Here is a 20,315-nt window from a genome sequence, read left to right as displayed (position 1 = left end):
GGGCTTTTTTATTGCCATCAAACACAGTGAATACAACCCAGTCTTGTATTAGCTTTGCACTAAGCGACGATGGCGATGAATGCTCATCAAAATGCCCGCCCCAAATCCAAGGGTTACTAATGCAGTGCCCCCATAACTAATGAATGGCAGGGGCACACCTACCACCGGAAGTAAGCCGCTCACCATGCCGATATTGACAAAGGCATAGGTAAAGAAAATTAAAGTGACCGCACCACCCAATAAGCGTGTAAATAAATTCGGCGCGCTTGCTGAAATCGCGAGCCCTCTTTTGATTAAGGCGTAGAACAGTGCGAGCAGCACTAAGTTGCCGAGCAGACCAAACTCTTCTGAGAACACTGCAAATACAAAGTCAGTATGTTTTTCAGGAATGAATTCTAGGTGAGCCTGCGTGCCTTGAAACCAGCCTTTACCAAAGAAGCCGCCAGAGCCAATAGCAATCATGGATTGAATCGTATGAAAGCCTTTTCCTAGTGGATCACTACTAGGATCGAGCAGCGTACAAATGCGATGCTTTTGATAGTCGTGTACGAATGGCCAAACAACGTCATGCGCACATATCGTGCCGCCAAAAATAATAATCAACAGGATGCCTATCACCCCAATGCCAACGAAAGGCAAAATCCATTTCCAGGGCAGCCCAGCCAAGATGATGACGTAAAGGCCAGCAGCAAAAACTAATAACGCTGTTCCAAGGTCGGGTTGGCGCGCAATCAGAAATACGGGAATGATGAGAATGACGCCGGCTACAGCATAGTCCCAGGCTTTTTGAATGCCTTCGCGTTTTTGAAAATACCACGCAAGCATTAAAGGCATGGCTATCTTCATGATCTCAGAAGGTTGAATGACAACGCCAATATTGAGCCAACGCCGCGCACCTTTTTTAATTAATCCAAAAGCAGCAACGGCAACGAGTAGCACCACTCCCAACCCATAAATCCATACCGCTCCCATCTCCAACCATTTTGGTGGAATGCGAGACACTAACCACATCACTGCAAAAGATAGTGCTAGATTGCGAAATTCATCACCAATTTGAACGGGGGTATTTTGACTTGCAGATAAAAAAGTAAAAAAGCCTACAGCCGCTAAGCCAAGCAGAATAAGGCCTAGCTGGCGATCCAGTCCGGCAAAGATGCCGAAGAAAAATCCTTTAATTTTGATTAAGGGGCTCTTTTCCATTCAGGAACCTCCTTGGGCCATTTGCCTTCAATGTAATAGTCCAGCGCCTTACGCGCGATAGGTGCTGCGTATTGCGCTCCAAAGCCAGCATTCTCTACTACCATGGCAATAACAATAGTAGGTTTATCTGCGGGTGCAAAAGCAATATACAAAGCATGATCGCGTAAAAATTCTGCAGTGGCACCGTGCTTATAGTCTTTCGAATTTAAGCTAAATACCTGCGCTGTACCTGTTTTGCCGCCGACTTGATATCCCGTTCCTTTAAATGCGGCTGCAGAAGTGCCCGAGTTATTCACTTCAAGCATCGCTTTTTTAATGACTTCAATATTGTCAGCATTGAGGTCTATGCGATAACTTTCTTTTGGTGTTGTCAGTACGCGATTACGCGTAAATGGATCTTCGATAGCCTTCACCAGGTGAGGCTTCATCACAATGCCATTATTGGCAACGTTTGCCATGGCATGCGCCAACTGCAAAATAGTGAATGCGTTGTAGCCTTGACCGATGCCCAGTGAAATTGTTTCACCTTCGTACCACTTTTGCTGCTCTGGTTTTTTAAAAGTATTTTTCTTCCACTCGGTCGAAGGTAGAACGCCTTTTGCTTCACCCTGTAAATCGATTCCAGTGATTTGACCAAACCCAAGCGGCTTCATGAAGTCGGCAATCATGTTGACACCCATATCGCGCGCGAGCATGTAGTAATAAGTGTCGCAAGATTCCACAATCGATTTTTGCATGTCAACAATGCCATGCCCACCTTTTTTATCATCACGGAAAGTATGATTGCCAAAATCAAAGTAACCGGGATCTGAAATAGTTTGGGACGGCGTACGTTTTTTATTTTCAAGCGCCGCGAGAGCCATGAAAGGCTTGTAAGTAGAGCCCGGCGGATAGATGCCTTTTAGCGGGCGGTTATACAGCGGCTTTTGTGGGGAATCGTTGAGCTCTTTCCAGGTAACGGAATCAATACCTTCAACAAAGTCGTTCGGATTGAAGTTGGGCTTAGAAACAAAAGCAAGCACATCGCCAGTCTCGGGTTCAATAGCAACAAACGCGCCGCGAAAATTTCCATACAACTGTTCCACTAGATACTGCAATTTAATGTCGACCGATAGCACGACATTTTTTCCGGGTACCGAGGGTGAGCTTGAAAGTGTGCGCACGGGTTTTCCGCCAGCAGTAATTTCTACCTGATCGTATCCAGGAACGCCCCGTAAAACATTTTCATAGCTTTGTTCCAGACCAATTTTTCCGACATATTGAATCCCGGGCAAGAAAGAAGTCTGCAGCGCATCTGGATCATCAGCCTTGGAATTCTCAATTTCTGCTTGCATCCGCTCCTTATCCCTCTGGGATACCCGGCCGATATAGCCGATTAAATGAGAGGCTAGCTCGTTATAGGGGTACTCTCGGAAGCTCCTGGCCCGAATTTCGACCCCTGGAAAGCGGTAGCGATTGGCCATAAAACGCGCTGTTTCAGCTTCATTGAGCATCGAGCGCAGCGGAATGGTCCCCATATTGCGGGAATCCTCTAAAGAGCGCTTAAAGTTGCGTCGATCCCGAGGTGAGATATCAATAATCTCTGACAGTTCATTAATAAGCTGGTCTACATTCCCTTTAACCTCTTCAGCATTGACATCCAATGTCAGTGCTGAATAGTTCCTGCCAATCACAATGCCGTTGCGATCAATGATGAGTCCACGATTGGCTGGTGCTGGCACTAGTGCGATGCGATTGCTTTCTGCAAGCAATGCATATTTTCCGTGACTGACTAATTGCAGCCATACCAGGCGTGTCACGAGCAATAAAAAACAAAATGTAACAAACAAAGCCGCAATATGAATGCGCTCTTGAAACGAATCGAGATCAGGTTTTTTAAAAGAAACCATACAGCTTCTTAAAGTGGACGATTGTGATCAACGTCAATCGGACGACGTTGCGGCGCCAGCAAAATGCGTGTTACGAGCGGCCAAAGCATTGCCTCAATCAAGGCTTGAATAGCGCCCGTTAAGGCCCACCAGTAAAGCTCGCCGCTCAAGACCCAATGCACCAGCACTGGAAATAATGAGACTAGTAAAAAGATGGGTAACAGATGTAGGGCTTGCGATAAAACGGTGAGCGCAATAATGCGTCTATGCCAAGAGATGGCAATATAGGCAACCAAAGAATAACTAAAGGCATGCAGTCCTAAGAGGTCTGAATTGTGTACATCCATCATGAGGCCGAGCACAAATGCCCAGATCACGCTGACATAGCGGTGTTGGTGGATATTCCAAAACACGATGCACAGAATCAACCAATCCGGTACCCATCCATAATTTCCGATCGGCAGCAGATTTAACAGCAGCGCACAAAACAGACTGAAATAAATAAATACTGGATTAACTGGCCGAAGAATATAGCCGCTCTGGAAATCAATCATTGCATTCCTCGTGAGCGTGTTTGACGGCGGCCGGGCGTATTGTTAGGTGCTGTGCCAGCGGCATTTTTGCTATTGATTGAGGGGGCCTTGGCATCAAATTGCGGATCATATAAAAATGCCAGCGCTTGGCGATACCGATTCACTGCAGCAACTGGTACGCAAAATACATTGGAAGAGTTCTTATCAGCGTTGCGCTCAATCTTGCTGATAACAGCTACTGCGAAACCGGGTGGGTAAACGCCATCAATGCCGGATGTGAGCAAAATATCGCCAACTTCGAGATCGCTAGCTACCGGTAAGTAGCGTAGTTCTAGCGGGTTTCCGCGCCCCGCCCCAAATACGGCCGCCCTTAGACCATTTCTAGCAACCTGGACAGGAACGGCGAAATCTCGGTCTTCGAGCAAGGAAACCTCTGCAGAGCGCTCGTAAAGGCGGACTACCTGACCCAAAATTCCGGAATCATTGGCAATGGGGTTGCCTAGCTTGAGGCCATCGTTACTGCCTCGGTTAATCACAATGCGTTGCGAGATAGGGTTGGGCGGATTAAAGAGAATTTCCACTGGCAAAGTTTTGAATGCCACTTGCTTTTGCAGCGCCATTAGTTCACGCAAGTTTTGATTTTCTACCATCAAGAACTCAGATTGATTTGCCAGCAGAGAGAGCTCCGCTTGGCGCACTTTCATCGCTTGATTTTCTTGATCTAGCGTAGAGCGTGTTGTGAAATATTCTGAGGTTGCTTCGAATGCGTTGCGTGGCGCCATCATGACATATTCAAGTGGACGCAAAATCCAGTTCACATTATTGCGAATCGGATCGAGTGCTTTAAAGCGAAAATCGATCAGCATCAGAGCGATGCTGATCGACAGACAGACAATCAGTTTGAGTAAGGCCGGAATGCCCTGTCTGAAAAGTGGTGGAGCGCTATGTTGCAATTCCCTGATCGACGTGTATGTCGCTTACTCGTGCGAGAACACTCCGCCCAACTTATCCATGCGCTCAAGTGCAATGCCGCAACCGCGAGCCACACAAGTTAATGGATCTTCTGCAACATGAATAGGCAAGCCAGTTTCTTCGAGCAACAAGCGGTCAAGATCGCGCAATAAGGCGCCGCCGCCTGTTAGCATCATGCCGCGCTCAGCAATGTCGGATGCCAGCTCAGGTGGAATTTGCTCAAGTGCCGCTTTCACTGCAGTCACGATTTGATTTAATGGATCAGTCAATGCTTCCAAAATCTCGTTGCTAGTGACTGTGAAGCTACGTGGAATACCTTCGGAGAGATTGCGACCTTTTACTTCCATCTCGCGCACTTCTGCGCCTGGGAAAGCGGAGCCAATCGTCTTCTTAATTTGCTCGGCAGTTTGTTCGCCAATCAACATGCCGTAGTTACGACGGATGTAATTAGTAATCGCTTCATCAAACTTATCACCGCCAACGCGCACAGAGCCTTTGTAAACCATGCCGCCTAATGACATCACGCCAACTTCTGTTGTGCCGCCGCCGATGTCAACGACCATAGAGCCTGCTGCTTCAGAAACTGGAAGACCAGAACCAATTGCTGCTGCCATTGGCTCTTCAATGAGAAACACTTGTGATGCGCCAGCGCCCAATGCAGATTCGCGAATCGCGCGACGTTCAACTTGAGTAGATCCGCAAGGAACGCAAATAATGATGCGAGGACTTGGTTTTAAGAGCTTGCTTTCGTGCACAAGCTTGATAAATTGCTTGAGCATTTGTTCGGTAATGGTGAAGTCGGCAATAACGCCATCCTTCATAGGGCGAATCGCCTCAATATTGCCCGGAACGCGACCTAACATCGCTTTTGCCTCTTTTCCGACTGCCAAAATGGTCTTTTTGCCATTTGGGCCACCCTCTTGGCGGATTGCCACAACAGATGGTTCATCGAGAACAATACCCCGCTCACGCATATAAATTAAGGTGTTGGCGGTTCCTAGGTCGATGGCTAGGTCATTGGAAAAGTAGCTGCGGAAAAAACCAAACATGATGTAGTGGGAAAATAGAAGGTGTTAATAAAAATATATAGGAATGATACTCTCGTCCCATGAAACTTGATGATGTTCAGCGCATTGCGCACCTATCCAGACTTGAGCTAAACCAAGCAGAAGCTGAAGCAGTTTTGCCTCAGCTGCAGGCCATTTTTTCCTTGGTTGAAGAAATGCAGGCTGTCGATACAACTGGGCTTGAGCCATTGGCTCACCCAATCCTCTTTTTGCGTGATTTGGCCCAACCCATGCGCGTTGATCAGGTGACTGAAGCAGATCATCGCGCAGAAAACATGCAATCAGCCCCTGCTCAGCATGATGGTTACTTCCTTGTTCCCAGGGTGATCGAATGAGCTGGCACAACACTCCAATTGCCTTGATGGCAAAAGCATTGGCCGAAAAAAAGGTCTCTAGTACCGAGTTGACTCAGTACTTTTTAGATCGCATTGAAGCCGGAAAGCAGTGGAATGCATATCTTGATGTGAGTACTCACTTATCTTTAGAGCAAGCAAATAAAGCAGATCAACTGATTTCATCTGGTAAGGCAGGCAAATTAACCGGTATACCCGTGGCACACAAGGATGTCTTCGTAACGCGCGGTTGGAAATCTACTGCAGCCTCCAAAATCTTGGCTGATTATCAAAGTCCATTTGATGCCACCGTGGTGGCTAACTTGGGAATTCCAGATGAGAGCAACCCCCATGGTGCTGGCATGGTTTGCTTGGGCAAAACCAATATGGACGAGTTTGCGATGGGCTCATCCAATGAGAACTCAGCGTATGGACCCGTCTTAAACCCCTGGAATGCCGCTCACGTGGCTGGGGGTTCGTCTGGCGGCTCAGCTGCAGCCGTGGCAGCAGGTTTAGCCCCGATTGCTACCGGTACGGATACCGGTGGTTCCATTCGTCAACCAGCGGCCTTTTGCGGGCTGACCGGAATTAAGCCAACCTATGGGCGCGTGTCTCGTTACGGGATGATTGCCTATGCCTCATCCTTAGATCAGGCTGGACCAATGGGTAAGACGGCTGAAGATTGTGCATTGCTCTTATCCGCCATGTCATCACACGACCCCCGTGATTCAACTTCACTTGCAGATTCTGGCGAAGACTATGGTCGCTACCTCAATCAATCATGGCAAGCAGGTAACTCTAATCCCGCAAAACCTTTAGAAGGTTTACGCGTTGGATTACCAAAAGAATTTTTTGCTGAAGGCCTATCAGCAGAGGTTGCTAAATCGGTGAATGAAGCGGCAAAGCTTTTAGAAAATTTAGGCGCCAAGCTCGTGGAAGTGAGTTTGCCTAAAACCAAATTATCTATCCCGGTTTACTACGTATTAGCGCCAGCTGAAGCATCTAGTAACTTGAGTCGTTTTGATGGTGTGCGTTATGGTCATCGCGCTAGCGAGTACAAAGATCTTGGTGACATGTATCAGAAGTCTCGCACCGAAGGTTTTGGTTCTGAGGTCAAGCGTCGCATCATGATTGGAACGTATGTTCTTTGTCATGGTTACTACGATGCTTACTATTTGCAGGCACAAAAAATTCGTCGCATTATTGCAGCAGACTTTCAGGCGGCATTTAACATGTGCGACATCATTCTTGGGCCGGTAGCTCCAGATGTGGCGTGGCGCCTGGGTGAGAAGTCGAAAGATCCAGTACAAATGTATTTAGAAGATATTTACACTTTATCCACGAATTTGGCTGGGTTGCCTGCAATGAGTGCGCCTTGTGGCTTTAACGCCCAGAACCTCCCGATTGGTATGCAGTTGATTGGCAACTATTTTTCAGAGGCACGTCTATTACAAGTTGCCCATCAATTTCAGCAAGCCAGTGATTGGCATTTGCGTCAAGCAAGCGAGGTGGCATGATGCAGTGGGAAGTCGTTATTGGTCTAGAGACCCACGCGCAATTACAAACGCAATCTAAGATTTTTAGTGGTGCAAGTACACGCTTTGGTGCTGCGCCAAATACACAAGCTTGTGCAGTTGATCTCGCCTTACCAGGCGTCTTGCCGGTGCTCAATCGTCAAGCGGTTGAGCATGCCATTCGTTTTGGATTAGCAGTCAACGCGAAGATTTCTCCAGCCAGTATTTTTGCGCGCAAGAATTATTTCTATCCCGATTTACCGAAGGGCTATCAAATTAGTCAGATGGAGATTCCGGTTGTTGTTGGGGGCCAAGTCGAAATCTTGGTTGGCGATGAGGTAAAAGTCGTCCAGCTGACCCGCGCCCACATGGAAGAGGATGCAGGCAAATCAGTTCATGAAGAGGGATTTATTGGCCCACATGGCGAACCTTCTAGTGGCATCGATTTAAACCGCGCTGGCACACCACTCCTCGAGATTGTGACTGAGCCCGTAATGCGTAGCGCTGCGGAGGCGGTTGCCTATGCCAAGGCCCTGCATGGATTGGTTGTGTGGCTGGGTGTCTGTGACGGCAATATGCAAGAAGGCTCGTTCCGTTGTGACGCCAACGTATCGGTCCGCCCAAAAGGTCAGGCTGAGTTTGGTACTCGTTGTGAAATTAAGAATTTAAATTCATTCCGCTTTTTGGAAGAAGCTATTCAATATGAAGTGCGTCGTCAAATTGAATTGATTGAAGATGGCGGAACTGTTGTTCAAGAGACGCGTCTATATGATCCTGATCGCGGTGAAACGCGCAGCATGCGCAGCAAAGAAGATGCGAACGATTACCGCTATTTCCCGGATCCCGACTTATTGCCGGTGGTGATTGATGATGCGTGGATTGCGGATGTGCGTAGCAAGATGCCTGCGCTGCCTGCGCAATTGCGTGAGCAGTGGCAAAGCGAATTTGGTTTAAGTGCGTACGATGCACAGTTACTCACGCAAGATCGCGATACTGCAAAAGTATTTGAAGAGCTATTAGCAATGGTTGGTAAGCCATTAGCAAAAGCAGCTGCCAATTTAATTGCTGGTGAGTTTGCTTCATCCTTAAATCGCGCAGGCATTGCTGCTGCAGATGCACCCTTAAAAGCAGTGCATTTGGGGCCCCTGCTCACTCGCGTGGCTGATGGCACGATTTCTAACAAGATTGCTAAAGATATCTTTGCAATTCTTTGGGAGGAAGCCGTTGCCGGAAAAGCTATCAGCACGGTAGATCAAGTCATTGAGGCCAAGGGCTTGAAGCAAATCAGCGATAGTGGCGCCCTGGAGGCCATCATTGATCAAGTACTGGCGGCCAATGCGAAGTCGGTAGAAGAGTTCCGCTCTGGTAAAGAGAAGGCGTTCAATGCGTTGGTGGGGCAGATTATGAAAGCCTCTCAAGGCAAGGCCAATCCTGGTCAGGTGAATGAATTGCTTCGTAAAAAATTGAGTTAACCAATCCGTAATACAGAAAGAGATAGATGAGCGCAATTGATCCAAAGCAGGCTGAGCAAGAAGAATTGGTTGCAGAATGGTTGCGTGCAACGCCCGGCTTCTTTGAGCGTTACGCCGATCTCTTTAATGAGATTCGGATCAAGCATCCTCATGAAGATCGCGCCATCTCTTTGCAAGAACGTCAAATGACGGTATTGCGCACTCAAAACCAGGAGCTCAATCGTCGCTTAAGTGAGATGCTGCATTTTGGTAGCCGCAATGACAAGACACAGCAAAGCTTAGTGGCCTGGTTGTTGCGTTTGATGAAAGCCAATAATCAGTCGGATGTTGAAGCTGCCATTACCGCAGGCTTAGCAGAAGTATTTGAGGTTGAGTCTGCGCAATTGTTGGCGCCTAATGCTGCGTTTGGCCCTTGGGTTGATACGCCGCTCTGCGGCTCTGCAAAAGAGTTGGCAGCAGCGAGCGTTGATTTGCTAGCCAGTCAAACGACGATTGATCCAGCATGGCAAAGCATGGTGGCTATCGGCCTACCTTTGGGTAAAAGTATTGGTGGCAATCAATCACCAGCAGTTCTGCTGTTGGCGAGTAAAGACGAAACCCGTTTTACTGCGGATATGGGCGCATTCTATTTGCGTCAAATTGCTGAACTTACTGCTGCAGCTTTGGATCGTATCCAGGCTTATGAAGCTAAAGCCGACTGATCTTCATCCGCTCATGCAAGAGTATTTGCATGAGCTTCATGTGTTGCGTCAACTCTCGCCCCATACGCTAAAAGCTTATGGCATGGATCTGAGCGACCTTCAAAACTTTGCTCTTGAAGACGCAGTAGATTTATTAAAAGTTAGCAATAGCCATGTCCGTCGTTGGGCGGGGCGTTTGCACTCCAAAGAAAAGTCTTCCAGAAGCATTGCTAGGGCGCTGTCGGCCTGGCGAGGCTGGTATGACTGGCTCACAGAAAAAGATGCTCGACGAGATGCGCATGCTGGTAAGGTGACTAGCAACCTTGTGGCTAATCCGGTCGATGACGTGAAGGCGCCCAAACGCCTCAAGTCCCTACCAAAAGCGCTGTCTGTTGAGCAGGCTCTCTCTTTGGTAAATCAGGCGGTAAAAGAGGCCCAAGAGAAAAAAGATTTTGAATCGATTCGGGATGCCGCCATTATTGATTTGTTGTATTCCTCAGGCTTGCGACTGTCTGAGTTACTGGGAATTGATGTCATGCAGAGTAAAGATCGTCAACAGGAGTCAGCTGGTTGGTTAGATTGGGATGCTGCTGAAGTAACGGTCCTGGGTAAGGGCGGCAAAAGACGCTCTGTGCCAGTGGGCGGTCCTGCGATGCAATCTCTGGCGGCTTGGCGCGAGCATCGTGACGGGGTTGCATATGAAGCAGAATCTATCGCCTTATTTTTGTCTGCCTCTGGCAAGCGCTTATCCCCGCGCACTGTTCAGGCGCGTCTCCGTACTCTGGCCATGCGGGCTGGCTTACCCACGCACGTGCATCCCCATATGATGCGCCACAGCTTTGCTAGCCATGTCTTGCAGTCTTCGCAGGATTTGCGGGCCGTACAAGAGATGCTGGGGCATGCCAGCATTGCGAGCACCCAAATTTATACCTCTTTGGATTTTCAGCACCTGGCCCAGGCATACGATAAAGCGCATCCTCGCGCAAAGGCTGGTAAAGGCTGAGGAAGTCGGTAATATAGAAGGCTTCCCCTTTTGGGAATCTGCAATAGCTAGATTTAGATTGGATCATTCATGGCATTAATTCCGGTAACGATTTTGACGGGCTTTTTGGGAAGTGGAAAAACCACTTTACTCAAGCACATCCTCACTGAAGATCATGGCAAAAAAATTGCCGTAATTGAGAATGAGTTTGGCGAAGAAAATATTGATAACGATATTTTGGTGCAGGACCATGAAGAAAATATTGTGCAGATGAGCAACGGCTGTATTTGCTGCACGATTCGTGGAGATCTCGTAGAGGCTTTAAATGAACTCTGGGAGCAGCGTAAAGATAAAAAGATTAGCTTTGATCGCGTTGTCATTGAAACCACTGGGGTAGCCAATCCAGGGCCTGTAGCACAAACTTTTTTCATGGATGATGATGTCGCTGATCACTATGTCTTAGATGCGGTCGTCACTTTAGTAGATGCCAAGCATGGCCAACAGCAGCTCACCGAACATGAAGAAGCTCAGCGCCAAGTGGGCTTTGCTGATCAAATTTTTATTACGAAGACTGATTTAGTATCGCCCGCTGATGTAGAGGCTTTGCGCCAGCGCTTAATGCACATGAATCCTAGGGCGCCGATTACTGCAATTTCTAAAGGGGTTGTGCCCTTGAATGCGGTATTGGATCTCAAGGGCTTCAATCTCAATGCCAAGTTGGATATTGATCCGCACTTTTTAGAGCAAGACGACCATGATCACGCCCATTGTGGTCATGACCATTCACATGATCATGACCACAGCACTTGCGGCCATGATCACAGTCACGATCATCACCATGGGCACGCTGGTCACACAGACCGCATCCAATCCTTCATTTTCCGTAGTGATAAACCCTTTGACCATAAAAAATTGGAAGACTTCCTGGGGGGCATTTTGGAGGTGTTTGGGGAGAAGATGTTGCGCTACAAAGGGGTGCTCTATGTGAAGGGAAGCAACCGAAAAGTGGTGTTCCAGGGGGTTCATCAGATGATGGGTAGCGATTTGGCCGGTCCATGGGGCGCTGAGCACAAGCAAACCCGTATGGTCTTTATTGGCATCGATTTGCCCAAAGACACCCTACTGGCTGGGCTTGAGGGATGTTTGGCCTAGCCAGATTCGGGTACAATCCGCCGCCACGGCCATTATTCATAAAGGCTGTAAAAGTTTGGCAGAATGAGGCAATAATGCTTCAAATCTAGGAAAGAATGAGATGACGGTAAAAACAGCAACAAAACCAGCAACTGCTGCAAAAGCTAGCAGTAAAGCTGCGAGCACCAAAGCTGCAAAAGGTGCTCCACTGACTGAGGCAGAATTGCTCAAGATGTCCGATAAGGACTACATGAATGCTGCGCAGTTAGATTTTTTCCGTCAAAAATTATTGACCCTCAAAGATGACATTCTCAAAAATGCTTCGGAAACTACAGAGCATTTACGCGAAAACATTTTGGTTCCCGATCCAGCGGATCGCGCAACGATTGAAGAAGAGCACGCATTGGAATTGCGTACACGCGATCGTGAGCGCAAGCTGTTGAAAAAAGTTGAGCAAGCATTGGGTCGAATTGAGTCAGGCGACTATGGTTGGTGTGAAGAAACAGGTGAGCCAATCGGCTTAAACCGTTTAATTGCAAGGCCTACAGCCAATTTATCTCTTGAGGCTCAAGAGCGTCGCGAACTCCGTCAAAAATTATTTGGCGAATAAATTTCATTTGTAATGACTAAGCATCTAACAACTATTAGTGATATTTCGCCTTTATTAAAGGCGGAGATTCTTGCTGAGGCATTGCCTTATATCCGCGCCTATCACGGCAAGACCATCGTTATTAAATACGGTGGAAATGCGATGGTAGAAGAGCGCCTCAAAGAGAGTTTTGCGCGCGATGTCATTTTGCTCAAATTGGTTGGTATGAACCCTGTGGTTGTTCACGGCGGTGGCCCACAAATTGATGAAGCCCTCAAAAAGATTGGTAAGACCGGGACCTTTATTCAAGGTATGCGCGTCACCGATGAAGAGACGATGGAAGTCGTTGAATGGGTCTTGGGCGGAGAAGTACAGCAAGACATCGTGATGCTGATTAACCACTTTGGCGGTCAGGCAGTGGGTTTAACCGGTAAAGATGGTGGCTTAATTCACGCTAAGAAAATGATGATTCCTAGCGATACGGAGCCAGGCAAGAAGGTGGATATTGGTTTTGTAGGCGAGATTGAAGCAATTAATCCAGCGGTAGTTAAGGCTTTGCAAGACGATGCGTTTATTCCAGTCATTTCGCCAATTGGTTTTAGTGCAGAGGGTCAGGCCTACAACATTAATGCTGACTTAGTGGCTGGCAAGATGGCAGAGATCTTGCATGCAGAGAAGTTGGTCATGATGACGAACATCCCTGGCGTGATGGATAAAGACGGCAAGTTGTTAACGGATTTAACAGCAAGAGAAATCGACGCATTGTTTGCTGATGGCACGATTTCGGGTGGTATGTTGCCTAAGATCTCTTCTGCTTTAGATGCGGCTAAGAGTGGTGTGAATTCAGTTCACATCATTGATGGCCGAATTGAACATTCCTTGTTGTTAGAAATTTTGACCGAACAGGCGTTCGGCACAATGATTCGTTCTCGATAAGCAAATCTACATGCGTGAATCTCTAGAACCGGCAGATATCGACAGCACGAGCGCTGACGCTGGCAAGACACGCAAGCGTCCGCGTCCCGGCGAGCGTCGCTTACAGATTTTGCAAGTGCTCGCAGAGATGTTGCAAAACCCAAAAGGGGAGCGCGTTACTACTGCTGCATTGGCGGCCAAGATTGATGTTTCTGAAGCAGCTTTATATCGTCATTTTGCGAGTAAGGCCCAGATGTTTGAAGGCTTGATTTCTTTCATTGAGCAAACCGTATTTGGTTTGATTAATCAGATTAATCAAAAGGAAGAATCAGGGCTTGCGCAGGCCCGCGGCATTTTGCAGATGCTTCTTTACTTTGCTGAGAAAAATCCCGGTATGACGCGCGTTTTATTGGGGGATGCGTTGTTACAAGAGGATGATCGCTTGCAAGAGCGCATTACACAGGTTTTAGATCGCGTAGAGGCTTCTTTGAAGCAAGCCTTGCGCATTGCTCAAACTCAAGGTGGTAATTGGGCCAAGTTGGGCCAAGAAGAAGTCGGTATTCGTGCCGCCATGTTGATGAGTTTTGTATTGGGCCGGTGGCATCGTTTTGCCCGCAGCGGATTTAAGAAGCTGCCTACAGAGGCCTCCGATGTTAGCTTGCGCCTTCTCCTGTCAGAATGAGCGAGCTACATCTCTCTAGAAACACCATTCACTTTGCTGAGCCCTTGCCTTTGCAAAGTGGCGCTATCTTGTCTGGTTATGACTTAGTTATAGAAACCTACGGCAAGCTCAATGCCGATAAAAGTAATGCAGTGCTCATTTGTCATGCGCTCAATGCTTCTCACCATGTTGCTGGCCCGAGTCCTGATAATCCTGAAGACATTGGTTGGTGGGACAACATGATTGGTCCTGGTAAGCCAGTAGACACCAATCATTTTTTTGTTATCGGAATTAATAATTTGGGTTCTTGTTTTGGGTCTACTGGACCCATGAGCATTAATCCTGCTACCGGCAAGCCATATGGCGCCGATTTTCCAGTAGTAACTGTAGAAGACTGGGTAAATACTCAGGCCCGTTTGGCAGACAAGTTGGGCATTCGTAAGTTTGCTGCAGTGATGGGTGGAAGTTTGGGTGGCATGCAAGCAATGGCTTGGGCGATCCAGTTTCCTAAACGTCTTGACCATTGCGTGGTGATTGCTTCGACGCCAAAATTGAGCGCACAAAATATTGCATTTAATGAAGTAGCGCGCAATGCGATTCTTTCTGACCCAGACTTCCACGGTGGCAACTATTATGAACATGGTGTGGTGCCAAAGCGTGGCTTACGTTTAGCTCGCATGGTTGGTCATATCACCTACTTATCAGATGACGATATGGCTGAAAAATTTGGCCGGGAATTGCAGCGTCCAAATGGTGAGTCGAACGACTACCGCTTTAGCTTTGATGTTGAATTTGAAGTCGAAAGTTATTTGCGTCACCAAGGCGACAAATTCTCCACCTACTTTGATGCTAATACCTACCTCTTAATTACACGTGCCCTGGATTATTTTGATCCTTCACGTCGTTATGACGGCAGTTTGAACCGCGCCTTAGCAGAGGTACATGCAAAGTTTCTAGTCGTGAGTTTCTCAACTGATTGGCGCTTCCCGCCCAATCGTAGTCGTGAGATTGTGCAGTCTTTGCTTAGCAATAAGAGTGAAGTTACCTATGCAGAAATTGATGCGCCTCATGGCCACGATGCTTTCTTGTTAGATGACGAGCGTTATCACAATTTGGTCAGAGCCTATTTCAATAAGATGCGCGAGGTACGCTCATGATGCATGTGAATAAACGTGCCGACTTCCAGGCTATCGCTGATTGGATCGCGCCCAATAGTCAGGTGCTCGATCTAGGTTGTGGCGATGGTAGCTTCTTGGAGTTTTTGCAAAAGCAAAAACCCGTGCATGCCTATGGTGTAGAGATTGATGATGCACGAGTATTGTCTTGTGTGCAAAAAGGTCTTAACGTTATCCAGCAAGACTTAGAGGGCGGCTTGGCCTTATTTGAAGACAATAGTTTTGATACGGTGGTCTTGTCACAAACCGTACAAACTATTCATCAAACAGAAAAAATCTTGCGTGAAGTCGTGCGTGTTGGAAAAGAATCTATCGTTTCTTTTCCAAACTTTGGACATTGGTCTCATCGTTTGGCGGTAGCGCTGGGACATATGCCTGTCTCCAAGAGTCTTCCTTATCAGTGGTACAACACACCCAATGTGCGTGTATTAACTGTGGCTGATTTCGAGAGGCTCGCCTCAAGTCTTGGTTTGAAAGTGGTAGACCAATGCATTTTGCATGATGGTCGTAAGGTCACCTTGCTACCCAACCTTTTTGGCAGTCTTGCGCTGTTCCGTGTTCGTCGCGCATAGATTAACAATATTCAGGTGTTGACTGCAGTCCAATCTTGGCTAAAAGACTTTCGGGTGTACCTCGAATGGCCTTGTCTGCGCATGCTATTTCTGGGTTTCTCGGCTGGCCTCCCTTTATTGTTGATTCTGGGGACCCTCAGCTTTTGGTTGCGTGAGGCAGGAATCGATCGCAGCACGATTGGATACTTAACTTGGGTTGGCCTGATCTATGCATTTAAGTGGGTTTGGGCACCTTTGGTCGATCGCTTACAGATACCGCTGCTGACCAAGTTATTGGGCCGCCGTAGAAGTTGGCTCATTTTTGCGCAAGCACTTATCATCTTGGGTTTAGTCGGCATGTCGACTCTAGATCCCAAGCTTGCACTCAATTCCATTGTTTGGTGTGCGTTGCTTGTAGCATTTGGGTCGGCAACTCAAGATATCGCTTTGGACGCTTTCCGCATTGAGTCTGCAAATAGCGACCATCAAGCTGCTCTTGCGGCTACCTACCAAACAGGATATCGACTCGCCTTAATATGGGCTGGTGCAGGTGTCTTATGGTTGGCAGCTAGGGCCGAAACCGGTAGCGGCTATGATGCTGGCGCATGGCAGTTTGCCTATCTTTGTATGGCTGCTTCTATTGGCGTTGGTGTGCTGACAACTTTATTTAGTACGGAGCCTGCGCGCTATGAGCTAGCCAAGGCTCGTGATGCAAAAGCATGGCTGTATCAAACCTTGGTTGAGCCTTTTGCAGATTTTATTAAACGCTACGGTTGGCATGCTGTTTTGATTTTGTCTTTAATTGCGATCTATCGTATTAGTGACGTGGTGATGGGCATCATGGCCAACCCTTTTTATGTCGATATGGGCTACACCAAAGACGAGGTGGCAGCGGTGAGCAAAGTATTTGGTGTGGTGATGACTTTAGTGGGCGCTTTTGTGGGCGGGGTATTGACGCTACGTTTTGGTGTTCTACGTATTTTGTTTTTGGGTGCAGTGCTGTCGGCGGTGAGCAATTTATTGTTTGCCTGGCTTGCAAATCAAGGCCATGATTTACAGGGTTTGATTTGGGTGATCTCGGCCGATAATTTAAGTTCTGGCATAGCCAGTGCTGCCTTCATTGCATTTTTATCTTCGCTTACCAACATTCGCTACTCGGCTACTCAGTACGCGCTATTTAGTTCAATGATGTTGCTATTACCCAAATGGTTGGCAGGCTTCTCCGGCGTCTTTGTTGACAACTTTGGGTATCAGACTTTCTTTTACGGCACCGCGATTATTGGCGCGCCCGTACTCATTTTAATTTGGGCGACGATTCACTTTAAGGTTGTGCAAGTTCAAAAAGACTAGCACCTTAAGAACTTACTTTTTAAAGCTTCCAGTCGTAGTCCACCGTCAGCGGCGCATGGTCGGAAAAGCGCTCATCCTTATACACAGCGGTTTTCTTGGCGGTCGCAGCAATCCCCGGTGTGCTGATGTGATAGTCAATTCGCCATCCGACGTTCTTGGCATAGGCTTGGCCGCGATTGCTCCACCAGGTGTAACAGGATTCACTCGCTTGCGGCTCTAATGTGCGATACACGTCTACATAGCCCACCTTGTCAAAAAGATTGGTAAGCCAGGCGCGCTCTTCTGGCAAAAAGCCAGAGTTCTTCAGATTGCCCTTCCAGTTTTTGAGATCGATCTCATGATGAGCAATATTTACATCTCCACACAGCACGATTTCACGACCCGATTTTTTTAGCGCTATTAGGTGAGGCAAGAAGCTATCCAAATAGCGATATTTGGCCTCTTGACGCTCTGGTGAGCTCGATCCAGAGGGCATGTACACGGAAATGACGGAAAGCCCCTTAAAGCGCGCTTCTACATATCGCCCTTCAGCATCAAATTCCTCGTTGCCATAGCCATATAAGACTTCATCTGGTTGATGGGGTGTATAGATTCCACAACCGCTGTAGCCTTTTTTCTCGGCATGATGAAAAAAACCGTGCAAGCCATCAGGATTCAAAATAGCGTCTTCTAAATCATCACGCTGGGCTTTAAGTTCCTGCATGCAGATAAAGTCCGCTTTTTGCTGAATAGCCCAAGGTAGAAAGCCTTTTTTGACTGCTGAACGGATACCGTTGAGGTTCGCGGAAATGATGCGTAACATGTAGGCCTATGAGCTCAAATAATTCAAATCAAGATAACTTTATTCGTTTTGCCTTGGAGGCAAAGGTTTTGTCCTTCGGGGAGTTTAAAACTAAAGCAGGCAGACTCTCGCCTTATTTCTTTAATGCTGGCGAATTTAACGATGGTGCTCGTCTTAGCGCCCTAGGTCGTTATTACGCAAAAGCACTGCAAGAATCCAAAATTTCATTCGACATGCTCTATGGGCCTGCTTACAAGGGTATTACGCTCGCAGCTGCAACGGCTATTGCTTTGGCGAATGATGGCATTAATGTGCCTTATGCCTATAACCGCAAAGAAGCCAAGGACCATGGTGAGGGCGGCGTATTAGTTGGTGCGCCCGTGAAGGGCAAAGTCATCATTGTGGATGATGTGATTTCGGCGGGAACCTCGGTAAGAGAGTCTGTGGATTTGATTCGTAAAGCGGGTGCTGAGCCTGCAGCAGTATTGATTGCACTCGATCGTATGGAGAGATCCGGAACCGCGATTGATATTGGGGACAAGTCAGCAGTACAAGCTGTTGAGCAAGAGTTTGGTTTGCCAGTAATTTCTATAGCGAACCTTACTGGTTTGATGGCCTTCTTGACTGCTTCAAGCGATAGTCAGCTAACGAATTATTTGCCCGCTGTAAAAGCGTATCGCGAGAAATACGGTATCTAAGAACAAGCAAGGCAACGTTCTTAGATTTCGGTTTCGCCTTCAAATACAGTCACCGCTGGGCCTGTCATGATGACGGGTTGTGAAACACCATTGACGATGCCGCCCCAAGCAATCTGGAGGTCGCCACCACGCGTATGCACTTTGACTGGAGAGTCCAGCAGGCCTCTTCGAATTCCTGAAACTACCGCTGCGCAGGCGCCAGTACCGCATGCCAGAGTCTCCCCTGCACCGCGCTCATAAACACGCAATTGAATTTCATTGCGGTTCACAATCTGCATGTACCCAGCATTTACCCTTTTTGGAAAGGCTGGATGTTTTTCAATTTCAGGGCCCTCTTGAAGAACCGGCGCGCTTTCAAGATCGCCCACGACTTGAACGGCATGAGGATTGCCCATAGAGAGAACGCCGACGAAGCTGTCATGGGTGGCTGGGTAATCTAAAGGCAGGGCATAGAGCACTTCTTGAAACTCTTGCATGCTTGCGATGCCAGTTGCATCAAATGGAATCGCAGCATGTTCAAAAATTGGCGCACCCATATTCACCTCAACTTGACCATCGGCATGAGACTTGAGAGTGAGTACGGTGTGGGCCACTTCTACTCGTAATGGGTTCTTGTCAGAAAGCCCTTGATCTAATACAAAGCGTACAAAGCAGCGAGAGCCATTGCCACATTGCTCAACCTCGCCACCATCGGCATTAAAAATGCGATACCGAAAATCAGCATCGGGACGAGTCGCTTTTTCTACGAGCAGAATTTGATCGGCGCCAATGCCAAATTGACGGTGTGCCAAGGCTTGCCATTGCTCACGAGTGATGTTGCTGAGATCTTGATCAATACCATTTAGTACGATGAAATCATTCCCCGCACCATGCATTTTGGTGAAGCGCAATTTGCGTCCGGTATGGCTTGAAGATGTGCTCAAAAAAATCTCATTAATCGTAAAGGCTTGGTTCGCCAGGAGGGCGATGTTTAAAGCGTTTATGTACCCAATAGTACTCCGCTGGCCTTTCTCGAACAAGCTCTTCAATGTATTGATTTAATCGGGCCGTATCTTTCTCCACATCATCGCTGGGAAAATTTGGTAATGGCTCGCTGATATGGCAGGTATACGCTTTGCGATCCTCATTCAGAGTGGTCGTCATCAGGCATACTTCCGCTCCACTGAGTTTGGCTAAGCGAGATACAGAGGTAATGGTATTGGTCTGAATGCCAAAGAACGGGACAAAGACTGAATCGCGTGGCCCCAAGTCAATATCGGGAGCAATAAAAATAAAGTTACCCGTTTGAATTTCTCGAATGAGGTCGCGTAGTCGGCTTTGTCTTTCAATCGATTTGCCACCAAAACGGTTTCTCCACTCAATCATCTTTTGATTGAAAAAAGGATTCTTCATATTTTGGTAAAGGCCGGCACCTCTTGGCCAATCATGCTGACTTGCTAATACTGATAGAGCCATAAAGCCCCCCTCAAGTCCAACAAAATGGGGGTTGATCAATAGGCGCGGTTTGCGATCGCCTAGAGTAATTGCAGAATCGATTGTGACAATGTCAGTGATTTGACGTCCGCTGCCCAGCCAAATACGGCTGCGTTCAAGTACGCTGCGTCCAAATAATTTCCAGTGCTCAAGTGCGAGAGCATCAATTTCTGGTTCGCTAAGATTGGGAAAGCACAGGCGCAAATTGGTTTTCACAACCTTCGCGCGGCTATTGGGAATATGGGCAGCTAGCCAGCCTAAACCGTAGCCAACATAGATGGTTAGGGCATATGGCAAAAAGGCAAACAGGCGCAGGAGACTGAGCGCCAAGAAATTGAAGAGGTTAGATAACCAGACCATTCTAAAAATGA

The 20,315-nt window shown here is 47.6% G+C and carries 21 protein-coding genes; 13 read left to right on the top strand and 8 right to left on the bottom strand.

Annotation, left to right across the window (positions count from 1 at the left end; translation table 11 throughout):
- Positions 1-48: 48 nt before the first annotated feature.
- From rodA to ICN24_RS00945, 5 genes are read right to left on the bottom strand one after another with little or no spacing between them, the layout of a single operon-like run.
- Positions 49-1,200, bottom strand: coding sequence for a rod shape-determining protein RodA (gene rodA, locus ICN24_RS00965; protein ID WP_216220766.1), 1,152 nt, complete (start codon positions 1,198-1,200; stop codon positions 49-51).
- Entirely contained in the window at positions 1,182-3,089 is a 1,908-nt protein-coding gene (mrdA, locus tag ICN24_RS00960; protein WP_216220765.1) for a penicillin-binding protein 2, read from the bottom strand. The genes rodA and mrdA overlap by 19 nt, the downstream gene beginning before the upstream one ends.
- 8 nt (positions 3,090-3,097) lie before the next feature.
- On the bottom strand, positions 3,098-3,622 hold the full coding sequence (gene mreD / locus ICN24_RS00955; RefSeq protein ID WP_216220764.1) for a rod shape-determining protein MreD: 525 nt from the start codon (positions 3,620-3,622) through the stop codon (positions 3,098-3,100).
- A complete protein-coding gene (gene mreC / locus ICN24_RS00950) occupies positions 3,619-4,554 on the bottom strand; it encodes a rod shape-determining protein MreC (protein WP_216220763.1) in 936 nt (311 codons plus the stop codon). The genes mreD and mreC overlap by 4 nt, the downstream gene beginning before the upstream one ends.
- Positions 4,555-4,578: 24 nt before the next feature.
- Complete coding sequence (locus ICN24_RS00945; RefSeq protein ID WP_215374401.1) at positions 4,579-5,622, bottom strand: rod shape-determining protein; 1,044 nt, start codon at positions 5,620-5,622, stop codon at positions 4,579-4,581.
- A 59-nt stretch (positions 5,623-5,681) separates the two neighbouring features.
- On the opposite strand from ICN24_RS00945, the gene gatC reads away from it, so the two are divergent.
- From gatC to ICN24_RS00885, 12 genes are all read left to right on the top strand, one after another.
- The gene (gatC, locus tag ICN24_RS00940) at positions 5,682-5,975 is read left to right on the top strand and encodes an Asp-tRNA(Asn)/Glu-tRNA(Gln) amidotransferase subunit GatC (RefSeq protein ID WP_216220762.1); all 294 of its coding nucleotides are present in this window, start codon (positions 5,682-5,684) and stop codon (positions 5,973-5,975) included.
- Positions 5,972-7,489, top strand: a complete 1,518-nt coding sequence (gene gatA, locus ICN24_RS00935) for an Asp-tRNA(Asn)/Glu-tRNA(Gln) amidotransferase subunit GatA (protein WP_216220761.1) — start codon at positions 5,972-5,974, stop codon at positions 7,487-7,489. The genes gatC and gatA overlap by 4 nt, the downstream gene beginning before the upstream one ends.
- Positions 7,486-8,958, top strand: a complete 1,473-nt coding sequence (gene gatB / locus ICN24_RS00930) for an Asp-tRNA(Asn)/Glu-tRNA(Gln) amidotransferase subunit GatB (RefSeq protein WP_216220760.1) — start codon at positions 7,486-7,488, stop codon at positions 8,956-8,958. The genes gatA and gatB overlap by 4 nt, the downstream gene beginning before the upstream one ends.
- Before the next feature lie 26 nt (positions 8,959-8,984).
- Positions 8,985-9,659 (top strand): DUF484 family protein, encoded by a 675-nt coding sequence (locus ICN24_RS00925; RefSeq protein ID WP_216220759.1) that lies wholly within the window; start codon positions 8,985-8,987, stop codon positions 9,657-9,659.
- The gene (locus ICN24_RS00920) at positions 9,640-10,641 is read left to right on the top strand and encodes a tyrosine recombinase XerC (protein ID WP_216220757.1); all 1,002 of its coding nucleotides are present in this window, start codon (positions 9,640-9,642) and stop codon (positions 10,639-10,641) included. Before ICN24_RS00925 ends, ICN24_RS00920 begins: the two co-directional genes overlap by 20 nt.
- Positions 10,642-10,710: 69 nt before the next feature.
- Positions 10,711-11,772, top strand: a complete 1,062-nt coding sequence (locus tag ICN24_RS00915; protein ID WP_216220755.1) for a GTP-binding protein — start codon at positions 10,711-10,713, stop codon at positions 11,770-11,772.
- A 211-nt stretch (positions 11,773-11,983) separates the two neighbouring features.
- The gene (gene dksA, locus ICN24_RS00910) at positions 11,984-12,361 is read left to right on the top strand and encodes an RNA polymerase-binding protein DksA (RefSeq protein ID WP_173956792.1); all 378 of its coding nucleotides are present in this window, start codon (positions 11,984-11,986) and stop codon (positions 12,359-12,361) included.
- A 12-nt stretch (positions 12,362-12,373) separates the two neighbouring features.
- Positions 12,374-13,276 (top strand): acetylglutamate kinase, encoded by a 903-nt coding sequence (gene argB, locus ICN24_RS00905; protein ID WP_216220753.1) that lies wholly within the window; start codon positions 12,374-12,376, stop codon positions 13,274-13,276.
- A gap of 10 nt (positions 13,277-13,286) precedes the next feature.
- Complete coding sequence (slmA, locus tag ICN24_RS00900) at positions 13,287-13,937, top strand: nucleoid occlusion factor SlmA (protein WP_216220752.1); 651 nt, start codon at positions 13,287-13,289, stop codon at positions 13,935-13,937.
- Entirely contained in the window at positions 13,934-15,073 is a 1,140-nt protein-coding gene (locus ICN24_RS00895) for a homoserine O-acetyltransferase (RefSeq protein ID WP_216220751.1), read from the top strand. Before slmA ends, ICN24_RS00895 begins: the two co-directional genes overlap by 4 nt.
- Positions 15,070-15,663: a methionine biosynthesis protein MetW gene (gene metW / locus ICN24_RS00890; RefSeq protein ID WP_216220749.1), complete on the top strand. Its 594-nt coding sequence runs from the start codon at positions 15,070-15,072 to the stop codon at positions 15,661-15,663. Before ICN24_RS00895 ends, metW begins: the two co-directional genes overlap by 4 nt.
- A gap of 81 nt (positions 15,664-15,744) precedes the next feature.
- Positions 15,745-16,992: an MFS transporter gene (locus tag ICN24_RS00885; protein WP_370623107.1), complete on the top strand. Its 1,248-nt coding sequence runs from the start codon at positions 15,745-15,747 to the stop codon at positions 16,990-16,992.
- Between the two features lie 19 nt (positions 16,993-17,011).
- Here ICN24_RS00885 and ICN24_RS00880 read toward each other — a convergent pair whose 3' ends face one another.
- Entirely contained in the window at positions 17,012-17,794 is a 783-nt protein-coding gene (locus ICN24_RS00880; protein ID WP_216220747.1) for an exodeoxyribonuclease III, read from the bottom strand.
- An 8-nt stretch (positions 17,795-17,802) separates the two neighbouring features.
- Between ICN24_RS00880 and pyrE the strand changes: the two genes are divergently transcribed.
- The gene (gene pyrE, locus ICN24_RS00875) at positions 17,803-18,471 is read left to right on the top strand and encodes an orotate phosphoribosyltransferase (protein WP_216220745.1); all 669 of its coding nucleotides are present in this window, start codon (positions 17,803-17,805) and stop codon (positions 18,469-18,471) included.
- A 20-nt stretch (positions 18,472-18,491) separates the two neighbouring features.
- On the opposite strand, the gene dapF is transcribed toward pyrE, so the two are convergent.
- Together dapF and ICN24_RS00865 are read right to left on the bottom strand one after the other, a co-directional pair.
- The gene (gene dapF, locus ICN24_RS00870) at positions 18,492-19,346 is read right to left on the bottom strand and encodes a diaminopimelate epimerase (RefSeq protein ID WP_216222148.1); all 855 of its coding nucleotides are present in this window, start codon (positions 19,344-19,346) and stop codon (positions 18,492-18,494) included.
- Positions 19,347-19,404: 58 nt separating this feature from the next.
- Positions 19,405-20,304, bottom strand: coding sequence for a lipid A biosynthesis acyltransferase (locus ICN24_RS00865; RefSeq protein ID WP_216220743.1), 900 nt, complete (start codon positions 20,302-20,304; stop codon positions 19,405-19,407).
- Between the last annotated feature and the right edge of the window lie 11 nt (positions 20,305-20,315).

The organism is Polynucleobacter sp. UK-Kesae-W10 (genome assembly GCF_018881575.1).
Lineage (GTDB): Bacteria > Pseudomonadota > Gammaproteobacteria > Burkholderiales > Burkholderiaceae > Polynucleobacter.
This window is presented reverse-complemented; position numbering and strand designations above follow the sequence as displayed.

What these genes read in the sequence shown, in the direction of transcription:
- gatA (WP_216220761.1), top strand. Translation starts at nt 5,972, where the DNA reads ATGAGCTGGCACAACACTCCAATTGCCTTGATGGCAAAAGCATTGGCC.
- slmA (WP_216220752.1), top strand. Translation starts at nt 13,287, where the DNA reads ATGCGTGAATCTCTAGAACCGGCAGATATCGACAGCACGAGCGCTGAC.
- ICN24_RS00945 (WP_215374401.1), bottom strand. Translation starts at nt 5,622, where the DNA reads ATGTTTGGTTTTTTCCGCAGCTACTTTTCCAATGACCTAGCCATCGAC.
- gatB (WP_216220760.1), top strand. Translation starts at nt 7,486, where the DNA reads ATGATGCAGTGGGAAGTCGTTATTGGTCTAGAGACCCACGCGCAATTA.
- metW (WP_216220749.1), top strand. Translation starts at nt 15,070, where the DNA reads ATGATGCATGTGAATAAACGTGCCGACTTCCAGGCTATCGCTGATTGG.
- gatC (WP_216220762.1), top strand. Translation starts at nt 5,682, where the DNA reads ATGAAACTTGATGATGTTCAGCGCATTGCGCACCTATCCAGACTTGAG.
- ICN24_RS00865 (WP_216220743.1), bottom strand. Translation starts at nt 20,304, where the DNA reads ATGGTCTGGTTATCTAACCTCTTCAATTTCTTGGCGCTCAGTCTCCTG.
- ICN24_RS00925 (WP_216220759.1), top strand. Translation starts at nt 8,985, where the DNA reads ATGAGCGCAATTGATCCAAAGCAGGCTGAGCAAGAAGAATTGGTTGCA.
- argB (WP_216220753.1), top strand. Translation starts at nt 12,374, where the DNA reads ATGACTAAGCATCTAACAACTATTAGTGATATTTCGCCTTTATTAAAG.
- dksA (WP_173956792.1), top strand. Translation starts at nt 11,984, where the DNA reads ATGTCCGATAAGGACTACATGAATGCTGCGCAGTTAGATTTTTTCCGT.
- ICN24_RS00915 (WP_216220755.1), top strand. Translation starts at nt 10,711, where the DNA reads ATGGCATTAATTCCGGTAACGATTTTGACGGGCTTTTTGGGAAGTGGA.
- pyrE (WP_216220745.1), top strand. Translation starts at nt 17,803, where the DNA reads ATGAGCTCAAATAATTCAAATCAAGATAACTTTATTCGTTTTGCCTTG.
- ICN24_RS00920 (WP_216220757.1), top strand. Translation starts at nt 9,640, where the DNA reads ATGAAGCTAAAGCCGACTGATCTTCATCCGCTCATGCAAGAGTATTTG.
- ICN24_RS00895 (WP_216220751.1), top strand. Translation starts at nt 13,934, where the DNA reads ATGAGCGAGCTACATCTCTCTAGAAACACCATTCACTTTGCTGAGCCC.
- mreD (WP_216220764.1), bottom strand. Translation starts at nt 3,622, where the DNA reads ATGATTGATTTCCAGAGCGGCTATATTCTTCGGCCAGTTAATCCAGTA.
- ICN24_RS00880 (WP_216220747.1), bottom strand. Translation starts at nt 17,794, where the DNA reads ATGTTACGCATCATTTCCGCGAACCTCAACGGTATCCGTTCAGCAGTC.
- rodA (WP_216220766.1), bottom strand. Translation starts at nt 1,200, where the DNA reads ATGGAAAAGAGCCCCTTAATCAAAATTAAAGGATTTTTCTTCGGCATC.
- ICN24_RS00885 (WP_370623107.1), top strand. Translation starts at nt 15,745, where the DNA reads ATGCTATTTCTGGGTTTCTCGGCTGGCCTCCCTTTATTGTTGATTCTG.
- dapF (WP_216222148.1), bottom strand. Translation starts at nt 19,346, where the DNA reads ATGCATGGTGCGGGGAATGATTTCATCGTACTAAATGGTATTGATCAA.
- mrdA (WP_216220765.1), bottom strand. Translation starts at nt 3,089, where the DNA reads ATGGTTTCTTTTAAAAAACCTGATCTCGATTCGTTTCAAGAGCGCATT.